This window comes from Exiguobacterium sp. 8A, assembly GCF_902506275.1.
GTDB classification, from domain to species: Bacteria; Bacillota; Bacilli; order Exiguobacteriales; family Exiguobacteriaceae; genus Exiguobacterium; species Exiguobacterium profundum.
In genome coordinates, this window is sequence record NZ_LR733630.1 from 801,542 (window position 1) to 816,195 (window position 14,654).

Consider the following 14,654-nt stretch of genomic DNA (forward strand, 5'->3'; position numbering starts at 1 on the left):
TGCCGATCACTCCTTTTTTCGTTTTGGTTGAAACACGGCAGCGCCGCGCGCATATTCTTGATCCGGCACCCCTGCCACGACGTTCGCGTAACGGGCAACCGTAAATAAATAATCACTCAAGCGGTTAAAGTAAGGCAATTGCCGGTCTGCGACTCCGAGAGCCGCTAAGTCACGCTCGACCCGTCGACAGACGGCACGAGCCACATGTAAGCTAGCTGCGGCAACGCTGCCGCCCGGAAGGATGAAGCGCACAAGTTCCGGACAGGACTCCTCCCACTCATCCATCCATCGTTCTAGTTCCGTCACGATCGACAAATCGACCATTTTTGGCGGTGCCTCAGCATACATCAGCTCCGATCCGAGGTCGAACAAGTCGTGCTGAATCTTCGTCAGCTGTATTCGGAGCGTCTCATCCTCTTGATGCGCGATGGCGAGTCCAATCTGACTATTCAACTCATCGAGATGACCCATCGCTTCAATCTGAGGATGGGATTTCTCGACACGACTACCGATTAATGATGTTTCACCCTTGTCGCCCGTTCGTGTATAACGTTTCATTCGACTCCCCCCTTAAAATGCCACAAATGGTGACTCAAGCGAGTCACCATTACGAGTTGTGTGGTTGTTCAAATGGTAAGTAAATCTCGAAGGTGGTTCCGACCCCGAGTGTACTCGATACGCTCACTTTCCCGTGATGGGCATCGACCACATTCTTCACGATCGCGAGTCCGATGCCTGTCCCTGTCTTCGAACCACTGGTCCGGGCTTTATCGGCTTTATAGAATCGCTCGAATACGAACGGCAAATCCTCTTTAGGAATTCCGTGACCTGTATCCGTCAACTGAATCCGTAGCCCGTCCGTCTCTTCTGTGGCCTCAATCCGAATTTCTCCAGAATCGGTATGCGCGATAGCATTGCCAATCAAGTTGGTGAACACTTGCTCGAGACGATCGCCATCCGCCTCGATGAGACGGTGCGGGGCGTCGGTCTGTAAACAAATCTCTTTTTCAGATGCCATCTGATTGAACTTTCGCATGACTCGGGGCAAAAAATCACCAATATCAAACGAAGTGAAATGCATCGTCTCTTTACCCGATTCGATGCGTGCCAAATCCAACAAATCATTGACGAGTCTTGCCAAGCGGAGCGATTCATCATAGATGATGGAGGCGAACTCTTTCGTCGCCTCGTCGCTCTCAGTAATGCCATCGATGATTGCCTCTGAATACCCTTGAAGCGTCACGAGCGGTGTCCGGAGTTCATGGCTAATGTTCGCCACAAAATCGGTCCGCATCTTATCGAGACGATGACTTTCTGACGTATCCCGGATGACAACGACAGCACCCTCAAAATCGTCTTCTCCGACGAGTGGTGTGACTGTCAGTGTATAGTACCGCTCATCCTGTTTCACTTCGATCGTCTTTTCAGACGTCCCCTCCATCACTTCCTCATAAAGAGACAATACGACTTCATGTGGTTGCCCATCTTGAAGTAATGGACTCGCTTGCGGGTTCGTGACAATCACGTTCGCATGACGATCGAGTGTAATGACACCGTCTGCCATCGAACGAAGAATCGACGCAAGTTGCAGCCGTTCCCGGTCAAGGGCATTCACATATTTCGAAAGCTGACTGCTCATTGCGTTGAAAGAAGCAGCGAGCTCGCCAATCTCATCCCGTGTCTTCGTCTCCAAACGCAAATCAAATTGCCCCTCTCCCGTCTTATTGACTGCATCCCGCATCGCTCGGAGCGGTGCTGTGATTCGTGTCGACAAGAAGAAAGCGAAGACGGTCGTAACGATGATGGCCGAAGCGACGGTCCAAAGAATGATGGTCCGTGCTCCCGCGTTCGCACTCGAGATCGCATCGAGCGGTTCGAGCAGGTAGAGCGTATACTGTCCTGTCGATAAGGAGAAGGTCGTCCGATACGCTAGCGCGGCCTGGTCGTCAAAAGATGAGAAATTCCCGATGGCCGTCTCACCGACCGCCTGATAAGTTTCCCAATCCTGTCGTTCAAGTTCCATCATCAAACCATCCACTTGATTTCCAAAATTCGATCGGGTCGTCCCGTTCTCTAAGATATAGTTAGCCCCGTACACTTCGATGATTTGATCAATCGTCTGGGACGTGTCACCTTCATTCAACAAAACCGATTGGACCTGTCCGCCGAGCTTGGCAAGATGGCCTCGTTCCTGGTCGATATGAAAGGAATTAAAAAATTCAAGCATCAACACCGAGACGATGAATAAGATGACACTGACCAAAACGAGAATCGTCAGCCACAGTTTCGTGACGATGCTGTTTCGACGAATCATCATTCACTGGCAGCTTCGAACTTGTACCCGACACCCCATACGGTCGTGATCATATGCGCCGCGTCCGGTGAGACACGATTCAATTTCTCACGAAGACGTTTCACATGCGTATCGACGGTCCGAAGGTCTCCGAAAAATTCGTAGTTCCATACTTCTTTTAACAACTGCTCTCGTGAAAAGACTTTATCCACCTGTTTTGCGAGGAAGAACAATAACTCATATTCTTTTGGTGTGAGGGCGATTTCCTCGCCGTCCACCGTGACGTGGTGTGCATCATTATCGATTGTCAGATGTGGGAAGACGATCAAATCCTTCGACTTCTCACTCGTGTGCATGAACTTCGTCGAACCAGAGCGGCGAAGCAATGCTTTGACGCGGAGCACGACTTCACGCGGACTGAACGGCTTGACGATATAATCATCCGCCCCGACTTCGAACCCTTGGACACGGTCGATTTCTTCACCTTTCGCCGTGAGCATGATGACCGGAGTCGCTTTCGTCTTCCGGAGTTCTGTACATACTTCAACCCCATCCATCTTTGGCATCATCAAATCAAGCAAGATCACGTCGTATTCGTTATCAAGAGCAAGCGCGAGCGCCTCTTCGCCATTGACCGCTTCTTCAATCACATACTGTTCACGTTCTAAGTACATTTTCAAAAGTCGGCGAATTCTCTCCTCGTCGTCGACTACTAAAATCTTCGTTTTCTCAGCCATACCTGAAACCCTCCTAAGACCCATTACGAGTTGTAGCGAATGTTGCACAATTGTGAACATTCCACTCTCTGCCATAACTATACCACTCTATTATTTCGCTTCACAACGATGATTTGATGGACCAAATGAAAAAGAAGTCACAATTGTGACTTCTTTTATGTCAGGCATACGAATGCAGACCGGCAATGACCAGGTTGACGAAGACGAGGTTGAACATGATGATGGCAAATCCACCGACACATAACCAGGCCGCTTTCGTTCCTGTCCAGCCACGCTGAATGCGCATATGCAAGTAGTAAATATAGATCAGCATCGTGATGAGGGCCCAAACTTCTTTCGGGTCCCATCCCCAGAAACGGTTCCAAGCAATCTGTGCCCAAATCATCGCAAAGATCAGACCACCAAGGATAAAGACCGGTAATCCAATCGCGACCGAGCGATAGCTGATTTCATCAGCAAGGTCGAGATCGACTTTTTTTGCAAGGGGTTGGAGCGCTTCAGCGACGCGTTTACGCAAGATGACAAAGCGGAGCAACACATAGATTACAATTCCGCCAATGACCGACCAGATGAGCGTGTTCAACTTGAGTGTATTGATCCAGTTCGGGAGCTCGAGTGACAAGCCACTCGCGCCAGACACGAGTTGTGCCCCTTCTGGGACGAACAAGATCGGCATGAAATATTCATACGTCTCTGCTTGACCGCGGTCGTTCGTGAACTCGACGACACCTCCGGCACCAATCCCCTTGAATAACATCGAGACGATGATGAAGCCGAGCGTGCACATGAGGACAAACATCGTCACTTCGAGCCACGTCCGTGACTTAGACTGTTCTTTCATCGATGTTTCGTTCAATAAGAAAATGAGGCCCGATGCAAAACTAATGGCCAAAATCCCTTGTCCGAGCGCAGCCGTCGTAACGTGAATTTTCAGCCATACACTGTTGAGTGCCGGGATGAGCGGTGCGACTTCACTCGAGAACATTGAGGCGAAGGCGATGACGAGTAACGCCACCGGCATCGCGAACAAGCCGAGTACATCATTTTTATAAATTCCATATACGACGAGGAACCCAAGTACCATCATCATACCGAAGAACGTCGTATATTCGTACAAGTTTGATACCGGCGCATAGCCGACACCTGCCCAGCGCATAAAGAAATATGTCATTTGAGCGACAAAGCCGATGATTGCCAAGATAAAGGCGTATTTCCCATAGGCAACACGGTTGACGTTTCGATCTTTACGCATACCACTGACGGCAATCGTAAAGAGAACCGTCGAGATTGCGTACAGGAAGAACGCGATAAACAGCATTCGGCTGCTCCATTCAATCCATTCCATCAAGATTCCCCTCTTTCATCTGTTGACTCGTTCTCCGACTTCTCTGTGAATCTCGCCTGGTCTTCCCACATCGGTAAGCCAGTTTGTTCTAATAGCGGCGACACTTCACGACGGAGCGAGGACGGGTTTTTATTCGTAAAACCGGCGACAAGCACGCCCTCTTCATGACGACGGATCCAAACGCGACGGTGTGGCCAGTACATGCCCATCGCAATACCGATCATAAAGATCGTGGCACCGACGATCAAAATCGGATAGGTGGAGTCACTCTTCACACGTAAACCACTCGTGCTCGCCATCTCTGTACCTGCAAACTGGACATCGTAGCGGTTCTCTTCATCAGCGACATTCAGACGAATGCCGATTAAATTCGACTCCGTTTCTCCTTCAGGTGATTCAACGTTGAAGAAGAAGGCAGGATTCAGTGCACGTGGTGATTTCGTATTCGGTTGTCCATCTTTCACCTCAAAGTCTGGATACAAATCTTTCAACGTGACGGTGACCCCATCGAGCTCATAAGACTTCTCCGGATTCTCCAAATCAACTTTGAACGGACCATATTCGTCGCCGGTTTCTTTATCTGCCAACATGAACGACATCGATAAAAACTCTGGACGACTTGAATATTGTTCCTGATACACTTCAAATTTATCGAACTTAAACGGGTGGTTGACTTTCGTCGAACCGACATCGACTTGCTCGAGTTGCGGCGATCCGTCCTCGTTCGTTCCCGTCTTTTTGAATAACGTCAACTCTGTCTCATAATTTTTAGGAACGGCTCCTGCTTTTTCAATGGCGGCCGCGAACTTCGCGTCCTCTTCATTGTTCTCAGGGTCGTACATTTCAAGAATGAACTGGTCGTTCCGTAAGTAGTACTCGCCGTCAGTCGCCTCTAGCGACACCGTGTCGCCTTCACGCACCCATTCGAGCGTATCCGTATGGAATGCAGGGAACACTCGCAGCATCGCCCCTAGGAAGAAGATGACAAGTCCGAGGTGGTTGACGTACGGACCCCAACGACCAAACCGGTGTTTCTCTGCTAACAGAGCATCGCCGTCCCGTTTGACGGTATATCGTTTCTTTTTAAGTGCGACTGCGATCTCGTCAATTTGAGCCTCCGTCCCATCACCTTGTCCGAAGAGACGTTGCCCCTTCATAAAACGTTCTGTCCGTCTGACCGGTTGTTTTTTAAGCGCCTTATAGAGCGGAACCCCACGGTCAATCGACACGACGACGAGTGAGAGCGTCAACATGACAATCAGACCGATGTACCACCACGATGTGTATAGGTTATGGAATCCGAGGGCGTAATAAATAGAACCCGGTGTTCCATACTCCTCCATATAATATTGTTCAGGCGGTAATTGTTGTGGGATGTACATCTCTTGAGGAAAGATTGTTCCGATTGCCGAACCGACAATAATCAATGCAATTAACCACAACCCCACTTTGACCGATGCAAAGAAGTTCCACACACGGTCAATGATCGATTTCGGACGACGCTTCGACCGTAAATCAGCGCCTTCGTATTTCATATCTAGCATCTGTGCGTCCCCCGTTCGCTTACAATGACTTCTCGGCTAGCTCCATCAATTTCTCTTTCGTGAGTTCACCTTCATACTTTTCAATTACGTTCCCTTCACCATCGATGACGAATGTGACGGGTAGGTTATAAATGCCATACGCTCCTTCGACTTCGCTCTGGGTATCCATCAAAATCGGATAGTCGAGCCCGACACCAAGGTCGTTGATGAAATTATCGACACGAAGCGGTGTCTCTCCGACGTTCACGGCCCAAAAATCGACACCCATGTCTTGAAGTGTCGCATAGTTTTCTTGTACGACCGGCATCTCTTTCTTACACGGTTCACAGAACGTACCCCAGAAGTTCAAGAGCATCCCTTTCCCTTCGTAGTTATCTCGCTCATACAAGGTCGAACCGTCGAGTGTGACGAGCTTGAAGTTCGGTGCCTCGTCGCCCGCCTCGATGCGTCCATCATTACCCGCTTGGTCGAATGTTTGCATGATCGTAACCGCTCCCGCGAAGAGAACGACCGTCATGATCATCATCCGCCAAAATGACCTCTTTTTCTTTTTTGCGACCGCTTGTTCCATCCGGTCGTCTTTTTGTTGATCTTTTGTCATCGTTTTCACACCATCCTTCAGTTGCTATTGTACTGAAAAAACATTAAAAACGCACATTAACAGACTTTTTTCATTTTTTTGTCACACAATCTACACAATCAAAAAAATCATCCTATTTCAGGACGATTTTTTGTTGTTATTTTTTCTTCTTTTTGCCTCGTGGTTTCGGTGGAACGGTAGGGTTCGCAAGTTCCCGAAGCTTACTGATTTCTTTGTGTGAAAGTTCACGCCAGTCGCCCGTGTTCAGACCGTCGAGCGTCAAGAAACCGAACTGTTCACGCTTCAGTTTGATGACCTCTGAACCAATGGCTTCCACCATCCGACGGATTTGACGATTGTGACCTTCCGAGATGACGATTTCGAGGATGGCTGTGTTCTTCTTCTGGTCTACAGACTTCATCTTCACTTTCGCACTTCCCGTTTTGAATCCGTCATCGAGTTCGACACCAGACTCAAGCTGTTTGATGGCCAAGTAAGATGGGATGTTCTTCACTTTTGCCACATAGCGCTTTTGAATTTTATATTTCGGGTGTGTCATCATGTTCGAGAACTCACCATCGTTCGTCAAGATGATGAGACCCGTCGTGTTGTAGTCAAGACGACCGACCGGGAATACACGTGCTCCTGGTGGGACGAGGTCTGTGATGACTTTACGTCCTTTGTCGTCATCGACCGTCGATACGTAGCCACTCGGTTTATAAAGCAAATAGTAGACGTGCTCTTCTTGTTCGATTTTGACGCCATCGACTTCAATCTCTGACTTCGGTCCAACTTTCGTCCCGAGTTCACGGACGACTTTTCCGTTCACGCGGACGCGACCATCCAAAATCATTTCTTCCGCTTTCCGACGCGAGGCGACCCCCGCTTGTGCGATTACTTTTTGCAAACGTTCCATATGATTAATCCTTCTCCAATCTCTCTTCTTGCTTCGGTGATTCCTGACCGAAGAACAAATCGCCTTCGTCTGTCAGTTCATCCTCAAATGTTAATGGTGGCAATTCTTCGAGCGAGTTGAACCCGAAATGGTCGAGGAAGTGCTCTGTCGTACGATACAGCTTGGCACGACCAATCGTCTTCGCACGACCAGCCGATTCGATCAATCCTTTCGATAACAACGTATGGATGACCCGTTCGACTTTGACTCCGCGAATCTCTTCGATATCCGCTCGTGTGACCGGCTGTTTGTAGGCGATGATAACTAGCGTCTCCATCGCTGCACGTGAGAGCGCCTGCTCAGCCATCGTCCCGACATATTTTTGAATGTACGGAGAGACGTCCGGAACGGTCACGAGCTTGTAGACACCTGCCGATTCCATGAGCTGAAACGGTCGATTCGATGACTTGAACGATGTCTCTAGCTTACTGAGCTGTTCTCGTGCCGCAGCTTCTGAGATATCGAGCGTCTCGGCAAGCGCTCGTACTTCCATCCCTTCATCACCGACGACGAACAGCAATCCTTCAATAATCGTCTCATAAGACAGCAACCGCTTCATCCCCTTTCTTTGATGATTCAATGAATGAGATTTGAATATCTTGGTCGAGTTGTTTTGTTACGACGACCCGTAGCTTGATCAGCTCAAGAAGCGCCATAAACGTTACCACGAGATCCGAGACGTTCGGTTGCTCAACAAAAAAGGAGAAAAATGACGTTTGTCTCGTCGACGATACGTGTTCATGAAGACGCGTCATCTGCTCTTCAAGCGTACGCTCTTCCCGCTTGATCGTCTTTTTGCGTCGTTCTTTCCAACGTTTCCGTTCAATCATCTTCGAATAGGCGTGGAGAAGATCCGAGAAGTTGAGTGGTCCGTCATACTTAGACACCTCTTCAGACATATAAGTCGTCAAATCTTCACCCGGTCGCGTATACAATTCAAGCCGGTGTTCTTCTTGTTCACGCATGAAGACGACCGCTTCTTTATATGCTTTGTATTCAATCAATTGACGAATGAGACCTTCACGCGTCGGTTCCTCACTGAAGTCTGGAACCTCTTCATCCTCGACCGAAACTGGCGGTAACAATTGTTTGCTCTTCAATTGGAGCAACGTCGCCGCCATGACCAAGTATTCACTGGCCACATCGAGTTCAAATTTTTGCATCGTGCGAATATAGCCGACATACTGGTCAGTGACTTCTGCCACGGAAATGTCGACGATATCAATCTCCATTTTTCCAATCAAATGGAGCAACAGGTCGAGTGGACCTTCGAACGTATCAATTTTAACGTTATAGGCTTCCATAGAGACACCTGCCATTTTACATTTTTGCGCTTTAGTATAACATGTTTTATAACACCGTGGACACGAAAGGAGAAAATTGATTCATGACCCCTTTTATTCATTATACGTTGCTTTTTGAATGTCATGCCGATTATTTCGAATGTCATGAGGTATTAGAAGAGGCGTGGCAGGCAGACGGACGCCGTCACCACGGCTATGCAGCGCTCATCCAATATGCTGTCATCCACTATCACCTCCGGCGCGACAATTTGGTCGGCGCAAAAAAGAGCTTGCGACTCTTACGTCGAAAGATTGACATCGCTTCTCCCTATTTGAATGAACTCGGTCTAGATGTCGACTCCTTCATCGCACAACTCGAGGAATGGCCGCTTCGCGCGACGATTCCATTGCAATCAGATGTCCGTGAGACGGTCGAATCCCTAAAATCGACGTTTCCATCGACGGACCTCGCGTTCGAGGAACTCGTTCATAAACATCTACACCGTGACCGGAGCGAAGTGATTATGGAACGGAAATCTGCCCTTCTCGAACGTCAACGAGCGAGGAATTCCGCTAGCCATTCCTGAACCACATGCAAAACCCCCGCAGTCACAGGGTCGTGATTGCAGGGGTTTTTATCGTCAGACGACTAATTGATTCCATTTATCCAGTAAATCGCCCGTCTTGCCTGTACCGGTTAGCGTCAAATCAAGTGGAAGGACGTTTCTTACCTCGTCTAGAAGCTCGTAAGAACGTTTCTCGCCACGGAATGATGGCGACAAGGCGATATGGTCGATGACCATTGTCGTTTCTTGTTGCTCCATACCAATGATACCAACGAAGTCTTCACCGACTTTCCACAAATAGAGGAACTTCGACTCCTCCTCGTCATACGATCGGACGAGTTCAAGCAAGCTTAGCGGAGATTTGTCACTGCATGAGAATGCGAGTAGACCCATCGCCGTCTTTTCATAAGAACGTTTATATTTGACCAGCATCGCTGGGTTCACCACCTTTTGTCATTCAAGTTTCACGACGTGAACACGTGAGAGACATGGTTCATTGTGCCATACCCTTCAGGCAAAAATCAATTCTCGTCCCAAACCTTCACTTCTGCCATCTTCGTACCTTGACGAAGTTTGACGGCATGCTCAAGACCAGATGTCACTTTACCAAATACCGTATGGACACCATCCAAATGCGGTTGTGGCTCATGGACGATGAAGAACTGTGAAGACCCTGTGTCACGACCTGCGTGGGCCATTGAGAGTGAACCCGCTTCGTGTTTGTGTGGGAACGATGTCGATGTCTCACAAGGAATCGTATAGCCTGCGCCACCCATTCCAGTTCCTTGTGGGCAACCACCTTGGCTGACGAAACCAGGGATGACACGGTGGAACGTCAATCCGTTGTAAAACCCGCTGTTCGCAAGTTTTTCGAAGTTTTCAACCGTGATCGGTGCTTCACCGTGGAATAAATCAAATTCAATCATTTCGCCATTCTCAAGTTTCATAGAACCTTTTTTCATGTTTCAAGCAACCCCTTTTTCATAATATGTATCCTGCTGTTTGACACTCACATTACCCATCTTATCAAAAAAACACGTCTGTCTCCACTTTTTTGTGGAAACAGACGTTCTGCCTTATTGAATCACCGCGTGAACGAGTGGACGTGCCTCTGGTTTCGTTGCACCGATCGTATACGCATGGTCTAAACGCTCGATGGCTGAAGACATGTCTTCGATGTTCGAACGGAGTACCGCGATCACATCGCCTGCCTCGACACGGTCGCCGACTTTCTTCTCAAGCGTGATGCCTGCCGCAAAATCGATTTTGTCTTCTTTTGTCGCGCGTCCTGCACCGAGAAGCATCGCCGCAACACCCACTTCGTCTGCGATGATCGACTCGACATAACCTGCTTCTTTTGCGACGAATGTCGTCTCATATGAAGCTTGTGGTAATTTCGTCACATCATCGACGAGTGATGCGTCGCCACCTTGTGCTTCGACGAACTTGCGGAACACCTCGAGGGCGTGTCCATCTGCAATGCGCTTCTCAAGGTCGGCATATGCTTCTTCAAACGTCGGATAGAATTCACCGAGGACAGCCATATGTCCAGCGATCGTGAGCGCGATTGTTTTCAAATCTTCGACTTCTTTACCTGAGAGGACTTCAATCGCTTCTTTCACTTCGTTCGCGTTCCCGATTTCAAAGCCGAGCGGTTGGTCCATGTCTGTGATGACCGCGACCGTCTTACGTCCGACGTTTTTCCCGATTGCGACCATTTCTTCCGCGAGGGCTTTCGCATCATCAAACGATTTCATGAACGCACCAGAACCTGTCTTGACGTCAAGAACGATACTGTCCGCGCCTGCTGCAATCTTCTTCGACATGATTGAACTTGCGATAAGCGGGATCGATTCGACCGTAGCCGTAACGTCGCGGAGCGCATACAAGCGCTTATCAGCAGGCGTCAAGTTCCCTGTCTGACCGATGATCGACATTTTGATATCATTCACTTGTTTCGTGAATTGTTCTTCCGTCAATTCAACGTTGAACCCCGGGAATGATTCGAGCTTATCAATCGTACCACCCGTGTGACCGAGACCACGACCGCTCATCTTCGCAACGGGGATGCCGATTGAAGCAACGAGTGGTGCCACGATCAAGCTGATTTTGTCCCCGACGCCGCCCGTCGAGTGCTTGTCAACTTTTTTCCCTTCGATGTTGGAAAGGTCAATCGTATCACCAGACTTCACCATTTCCATCGTCAATGCAGCCGTCTCGTTTTCAGTCATCCCATTGAAGTAGATGGCCATCGATAAGGCTGACATCTGATAGTCAGGGATTGATTCGTTCGTGAAACCTTCGACAACGAAGCGAATCTCCTCTTCGTTCAATTCTCCACCGTTACGTTTCTTTAAAATCAAATCGACCATACGCATAACTGTCGTCCTCCTAAAATTAAGTTACTTACATGCTTTTAATCGTGCCACGTACGAGAGAGAGGAAGTCTTGACGAACGCGCTCTGTCGTTTCGATGACTTCTTCATGGTTGAGTGGTTGATCTAAGATGCCTGCTGCCATGTTCGAGACACACGAGATCCCGAGGACACGCATATCCGAATGACGCGCGACAATGACTTCTGGAACGGTCGACATACCGACGACGTCGCCACCGAGAAGACGGGCCATTTTGACTTCAGCTGGTGTTTCGTACGTAGGACCTGTGTTACCGAAGTAAACCCCTTTTTGTACAGAAAGTCCAAGGTCTGAAGCGACACGTTCTGTCAATTTCACGAGCTCTTTATCGTACGCTTCTGACATGTCAGGGAAACGTGTCCCGAATTCACTCGCATTCTTCCCGATGAGCGGGCTCGTACCAAAGAAGTTGATATGATCTGTGATGATCATCAAGTCGCCTGGGTTGAATGACTCGTTACATGCTCCTGCCGCGTTTGTGACGATGAGAGTCTCGACACCGATCAATTTGAGGACACGAACCGGGAACGTCACTTGTTCCATCGAGTATCCTTCATAGAAGTGGAACCGTCCTTGCATGGCGACGACTCGTTTTCCTTCAAGTTCACCGAACACGAGTTGACCCGCATGTCCTTCGACAGTCGATACCGGGAAGTGTGGAATCTCCTCATAAGGAATCGCTACCGGGTTCTCAATCTCGTCCGCGAGGACTCCAAGTCCCGAGCCTAGAATGAGTCCGATTTCTGGTGTACTGCCCATACGCTCCTGCAAAAACGCTTTTGTTTCGTTCCAATTTACCATGAATATTGCCTCCTCAAATTTCGTTTAAGAAACTCTTTCCGTTTGATGGTGCCGCAACGTCAAAGTTGTCAGCGACGGTCGCACCGATATCTGCGAACGTACCACGAATGCCTAAATCAACCGCCTTCGCTCCGTTGTGATGAACGATGAGCGGAACGTATTCACGCGTGTGATCTGTACCGGCATGAACAGGGTCATTTCCGTGGTCAGCCGTGATGATGAGCAAGTCATCTTCACGAAGGCGCTCCATCACTTCCGGTAAGCGAGCGTCATACTCTTCAAGCGCGACCGCATAGCCTTCCGGGTCACGACGATGACCGAATAATGCGTCGAAGTCAACTAAATTCAAGAAGCAGAGCCCTTCGAAGTCTTCCTCGAGCGACTCGACCAATTTGTCCATGCCATCCATGTTCGATTTCGTGCGGACCGCTTTTGTCACACCTTCACCATCGTAAATATCGCTGATTTTCCCTAATGCGATGACGTCTTTCCCAGCTTCCTCGAGCGTGTTCATGACGGTCTTGCCGAATGGTTTCAAGGCGTAATCGTGACGGTTTGCCGTACGGACCCATGCTCCTGGTGTCCCGATGAACGGACGAGCGATGATTCGTCCGAGCATGTATGGATCTTCGCGTGTGATTTCACGAGCGTATTCGCAGATTCGGTACAACTCATCAACCGGCACGATGTCCTCGTGTGCTGCGATTTGAAGGACTGAGTCGGCTGATGTATAGACAATCAGAGCGCCAGTCTCGACATGCTCTTCACCGAGTTCGTCCAAAATTTCTGTTCCTGACGCCGGTTTGTTTCCGATGATTTTACGTCCGCTGAACTCTTCGAGGCGGTGAATCAAGTCATCAGGGAACTCCTCGAATACACGGAATGGTGTATCGATATGAAGACCCATGATTTCCCAATGTCCTGTCATCGTATCCTTACCAGCTGAGATTTCTTCCATGCGACCATACGCACTCGGTGCATCCGATGCATCGATGCCTTGAATCGGCTTGATGTTCGAAAGTCCAAGTTTACCCATGTTCGGCATGTTCAATCCGTTATGTTCACGCGCGATATGCCCGAGCGTGTCGGCCCCTTTGTCACCGAACTGTTCAGCATCTGGTGCTTCACCGATACCGACCGAGTCCATGACGACTAAGAAAATACGTTTAAACTTCTTCACAAAAAATTCCTCCTTTTCGGTGTCTAGGCACGAGGGTGATGCTTACGATACACATCATGCAATCGTGATTTGTTGACGTGTGTATACACTTGCGTCGTCGCTAAATCCGCATGACCGAGCATCTGTTGAATGGCGCGTAAATCCGCACCGTTCTCGAGAAGGTGTGTCGCAAAAGAATGACGGAGTACGTGCGGTGTGATTTCTTTGTCAATTCCAGCAAGTTTGGCTCGTCGTTTGATCATCTTCCAAAATCCTTGGCGACTGAGCCGTCCTCCTCTGCCGTTTAAAAAGAGCGCTTCGGTCTCTCTGCCGCCAAGTCCGTTACGAGCTTGTTGGATGTAACGCTCGACAAAACTTTGGGCAACCGAGGATACCGGAATGATTCGTGCGCGCTCGCCTTTCCCTTCACATTGTAGATACCCCAATTCGAACTGCAAATCATCCAAATCCAAACCTAAAAGTTCACTGACCCGCATCCCTGTCCCGTAAAGCAATTCAAGCATGGCTCGGTCTCGTAACGAGAGCGGGTCCGACGTCGGGACGCTGTCCAACAGACGTTCAACTTCCGCTTGTGACCATGTATCCGGAAGTTGCTTTTCTGCTTTTGGAGATTCTAGGTAAAGAGACGGATCGGTCGTCGTGACTCCGGTCATTTTGAGATGATGATGAAACATCCGAATCGAACTGACAGCTCGTCTTAATGAGGACGAAGCTCGCCCCGCCTGTGACAGTTCTTCGATATGTTTGACGATATGCGAACGTGTCACTTCATTCCACTCTTCTACCCCAAGTTGGGTCAAGGTCGATGCGTACTGCGTCAAATCGCTCGCATACGCCTGTCTCGTATTCGCGGACATCCGCTTTTCAACTGTCATGTATTGAAGAAATGACTCGATATGCGAACGCATCATACCCTCCTCCTTCCTTGTTTCACCTGAATACGCTTACAGCATAT

16 protein-coding genes are annotated in these 14,654 nt (G+C 49.0%); 1 reads left to right on the plus strand and 15 read right to left on the minus strand.

From position 1 onward, the window contains the following. Nucleotides 1–6 precede the first annotated feature (6 nt). The 9 genes from GVY42_RS04120 to GVY42_RS04160 all read right to left on the minus strand — a co-directional run bounded on the left by GVY42_RS04120 (nucleotide 7) and on the right by GVY42_RS04160 (nucleotide 8,758). Entirely contained in the window at nucleotides 7–558 is a 552-nt protein-coding gene (locus tag GVY42_RS04120) for a cob(I)yrinic acid a,c-diamide adenosyltransferase (protein WP_012726488.1), read from the minus strand. A 49-nt stretch (nucleotides 559–607) separates the two neighbouring features. Beyond that, on the minus strand, nucleotides 608–2,317 hold the full coding sequence (locus GVY42_RS04125) for an ATP-binding protein (RefSeq protein ID WP_159562413.1): 1,710 nt from the start codon (nucleotides 2,315–2,317) through the stop codon (nucleotides 608–610). Then, nucleotides 2,314–3,030, minus strand: coding sequence for a response regulator transcription factor (locus GVY42_RS04130; protein WP_159565546.1), 717 nt, complete (start codon nucleotides 3,028–3,030; stop codon nucleotides 2,314–2,316). The genes GVY42_RS04125 and GVY42_RS04130 overlap by 4 nt, the downstream gene beginning before the upstream one ends. A 160-nt stretch (nucleotides 3,031–3,190) precedes the next feature. Further along, complete coding sequence (gene ccsB, locus GVY42_RS04135) at nucleotides 3,191–4,375, minus strand: c-type cytochrome biogenesis protein CcsB (protein WP_031423441.1); 1,185 nt, start codon at nucleotides 4,373–4,375, stop codon at nucleotides 3,191–3,193. Next, the gene (locus GVY42_RS04140; protein WP_159562414.1) at nucleotides 4,375–5,919 is read right to left on the minus strand and encodes a cytochrome c biogenesis protein ResB; all 1,545 of its coding nucleotides are present in this window, start codon (nucleotides 5,917–5,919) and stop codon (nucleotides 4,375–4,377) included. The genes ccsB and GVY42_RS04140 overlap by 1 nt, the downstream gene beginning before the upstream one ends. Nucleotides 5,920–5,938: 19 nt before the next feature. Next, nucleotides 5,939–6,520 carry a thiol-disulfide oxidoreductase ResA gene (resA, locus tag GVY42_RS04145; RefSeq protein ID WP_047795228.1) on the minus strand — a complete coding sequence of 194 codons (582 nt, stop codon included), beginning with the start codon at nucleotides 6,518–6,520 and terminating at the stop codon, nucleotides 5,939–5,941. A 136-nt stretch (nucleotides 6,521–6,656) separates the two neighbouring features. Continuing rightward, nucleotides 6,657–7,415, minus strand: coding sequence for a pseudouridine synthase (locus GVY42_RS04150; RefSeq protein ID WP_012726494.1), 759 nt, complete (start codon nucleotides 7,413–7,415; stop codon nucleotides 6,657–6,659). A gap of 4 nt (nucleotides 7,416–7,419) precedes the next feature. Then, nucleotides 7,420–8,013, minus strand: coding sequence for an SMC-Scp complex subunit ScpB (gene scpB / locus GVY42_RS04155; protein ID WP_074036818.1), 594 nt, complete (start codon nucleotides 8,011–8,013; stop codon nucleotides 7,420–7,422). Continuing rightward, on the minus strand, nucleotides 7,991–8,758 hold the full coding sequence (locus tag GVY42_RS04160) for a segregation/condensation protein A (protein ID WP_159562415.1): 768 nt from the start codon (nucleotides 8,756–8,758) through the stop codon (nucleotides 7,991–7,993). Before GVY42_RS04160 ends, scpB begins: the two co-directional genes overlap by 23 nt. A gap of 83 nt (nucleotides 8,759–8,841) precedes the next feature. Here GVY42_RS04160 and GVY42_RS04165 point away from each other — a divergent pair, with 83 nt between their 5' ends. Further along, entirely contained in the window at nucleotides 8,842–9,324 is a 483-nt protein-coding gene (locus tag GVY42_RS04165) for a DUF309 domain-containing protein (RefSeq protein WP_159562416.1), read from the plus strand. A 54-nt stretch (nucleotides 9,325–9,378) separates the two neighbouring features. Here the strand turns inward: GVY42_RS04165 and GVY42_RS04170 are convergent, their stop codons facing one another. The 6 genes from GVY42_RS04170 to xerD all read right to left on the minus strand — a co-directional run bounded on the left by GVY42_RS04170 (nucleotide 9,379) and on the right by xerD (nucleotide 14,607). Continuing rightward, nucleotides 9,379–9,735, minus strand: a complete 357-nt coding sequence (locus GVY42_RS04170) for a GCN5 family acetyltransferase (RefSeq protein WP_074036814.1) — start codon at nucleotides 9,733–9,735, stop codon at nucleotides 9,379–9,381. 89 nt (nucleotides 9,736–9,824) lie between these two features. Continuing rightward, nucleotides 9,825–10,265 carry a peptidylprolyl isomerase gene (locus tag GVY42_RS04175; protein ID WP_074036812.1) on the minus strand — a complete coding sequence of 147 codons (441 nt, stop codon included), beginning with the start codon at nucleotides 10,263–10,265 and terminating at the stop codon, nucleotides 9,825–9,827. Nucleotides 10,266–10,379: 114 nt separating this feature from the next. Continuing rightward, on the minus strand, nucleotides 10,380–11,681 hold the full coding sequence (locus tag GVY42_RS04180; protein WP_012726500.1) for a pyrimidine-nucleoside phosphorylase: 1,302 nt from the start codon (nucleotides 11,679–11,681) through the stop codon (nucleotides 10,380–10,382). 28 nt (nucleotides 11,682–11,709) lie between these two features. After that, a complete protein-coding gene (locus GVY42_RS04185; RefSeq protein WP_012726501.1) occupies nucleotides 11,710–12,519 on the minus strand; it encodes a purine-nucleoside phosphorylase in 810 nt (269 codons plus the stop codon). A 13-nt stretch (nucleotides 12,520–12,532) separates the two neighbouring features. Continuing rightward, the gene (deoB, locus tag GVY42_RS04190; protein ID WP_159562417.1) at nucleotides 12,533–13,699 is read right to left on the minus strand and encodes a phosphopentomutase; all 1,167 of its coding nucleotides are present in this window, start codon (nucleotides 13,697–13,699) and stop codon (nucleotides 12,533–12,535) included. 23 nt (nucleotides 13,700–13,722) lie between these two features. Beyond that, nucleotides 13,723–14,607: a site-specific tyrosine recombinase XerD gene (gene xerD, locus GVY42_RS04195; RefSeq protein WP_167365518.1), complete on the minus strand. Its 885-nt coding sequence runs from the start codon at nucleotides 14,605–14,607 to the stop codon at nucleotides 13,723–13,725. Between the last annotated feature and the right edge of the window lie 47 nt (nucleotides 14,608–14,654).

Excerpts from the sequence above, each read along its gene's own strand:
- xerD (WP_167365518.1), bottom strand. The coding sequence starts at position 14,607 with ATGCGTTCGCATATCGAGTCATTTCTTCAATACATGACAGTTGAAAAG.
- GVY42_RS04150 (WP_012726494.1), bottom strand. The coding sequence starts at position 7,415 with ATGGAACGTTTGCAAAAAGTAATCGCACAAGCGGGGGTCGCCTCGCGT.
- GVY42_RS04130 (WP_159565546.1), bottom strand. The coding sequence starts at position 3,030 with ATGGCTGAGAAAACGAAGATTTTAGTAGTCGACGACGAGGAGAGAATT.
- GVY42_RS04160 (WP_159562415.1), bottom strand. The coding sequence starts at position 8,758 with ATGGAAGCCTATAACGTTAAAATTGATACGTTCGAAGGTCCACTCGAC.
- GVY42_RS04175 (WP_074036812.1), bottom strand. The coding sequence starts at position 10,265 with ATGAAAAAAGGTTCTATGAAACTTGAGAATGGCGAAATGATTGAATTT.
- GVY42_RS04140 (WP_159562414.1), bottom strand. The coding sequence starts at position 5,919 with ATGCTAGATATGAAATACGAAGGCGCTGATTTACGGTCGAAGCGTCGT.
- GVY42_RS04185 (WP_012726501.1), bottom strand. The coding sequence starts at position 12,519 with ATGGTAAATTGGAACGAAACAAAAGCGTTTTTGCAGGAGCGTATGGGC.
- GVY42_RS04120 (WP_012726488.1), bottom strand. The coding sequence starts at position 558 with ATGAAACGTTATACACGAACGGGCGACAAGGGTGAAACATCATTAATC.
- resA (WP_047795228.1), bottom strand. The coding sequence starts at position 6,520 with ATGACAAAAGATCAACAAAAAGACGACCGGATGGAACAAGCGGTCGCA.
- GVY42_RS04170 (WP_074036814.1), bottom strand. The coding sequence starts at position 9,735 with ATGCTGGTCAAATATAAACGTTCTTATGAAAAGACGGCGATGGGTCTA.
- GVY42_RS04125 (WP_159562413.1), bottom strand. The coding sequence starts at position 2,317 with ATGATGATTCGTCGAAACAGCATCGTCACGAAACTGTGGCTGACGATT.
- ccsB (WP_031423441.1), bottom strand. The coding sequence starts at position 4,375 with ATGGAATGGATTGAATGGAGCAGCCGAATGCTGTTTATCGCGTTCTTC.
- scpB (WP_074036818.1), bottom strand. The coding sequence starts at position 8,013 with ATGAAGCGGTTGCTGTCTTATGAGACGATTATTGAAGGATTGCTGTTC.
- GVY42_RS04180 (WP_012726500.1), bottom strand. The coding sequence starts at position 11,681 with ATGCGTATGGTCGATTTGATTTTAAAGAAACGTAACGGTGGAGAATTG.
- GVY42_RS04165 (WP_159562416.1), top strand. The coding sequence starts at position 8,842 with ATGACCCCTTTTATTCATTATACGTTGCTTTTTGAATGTCATGCCGAT.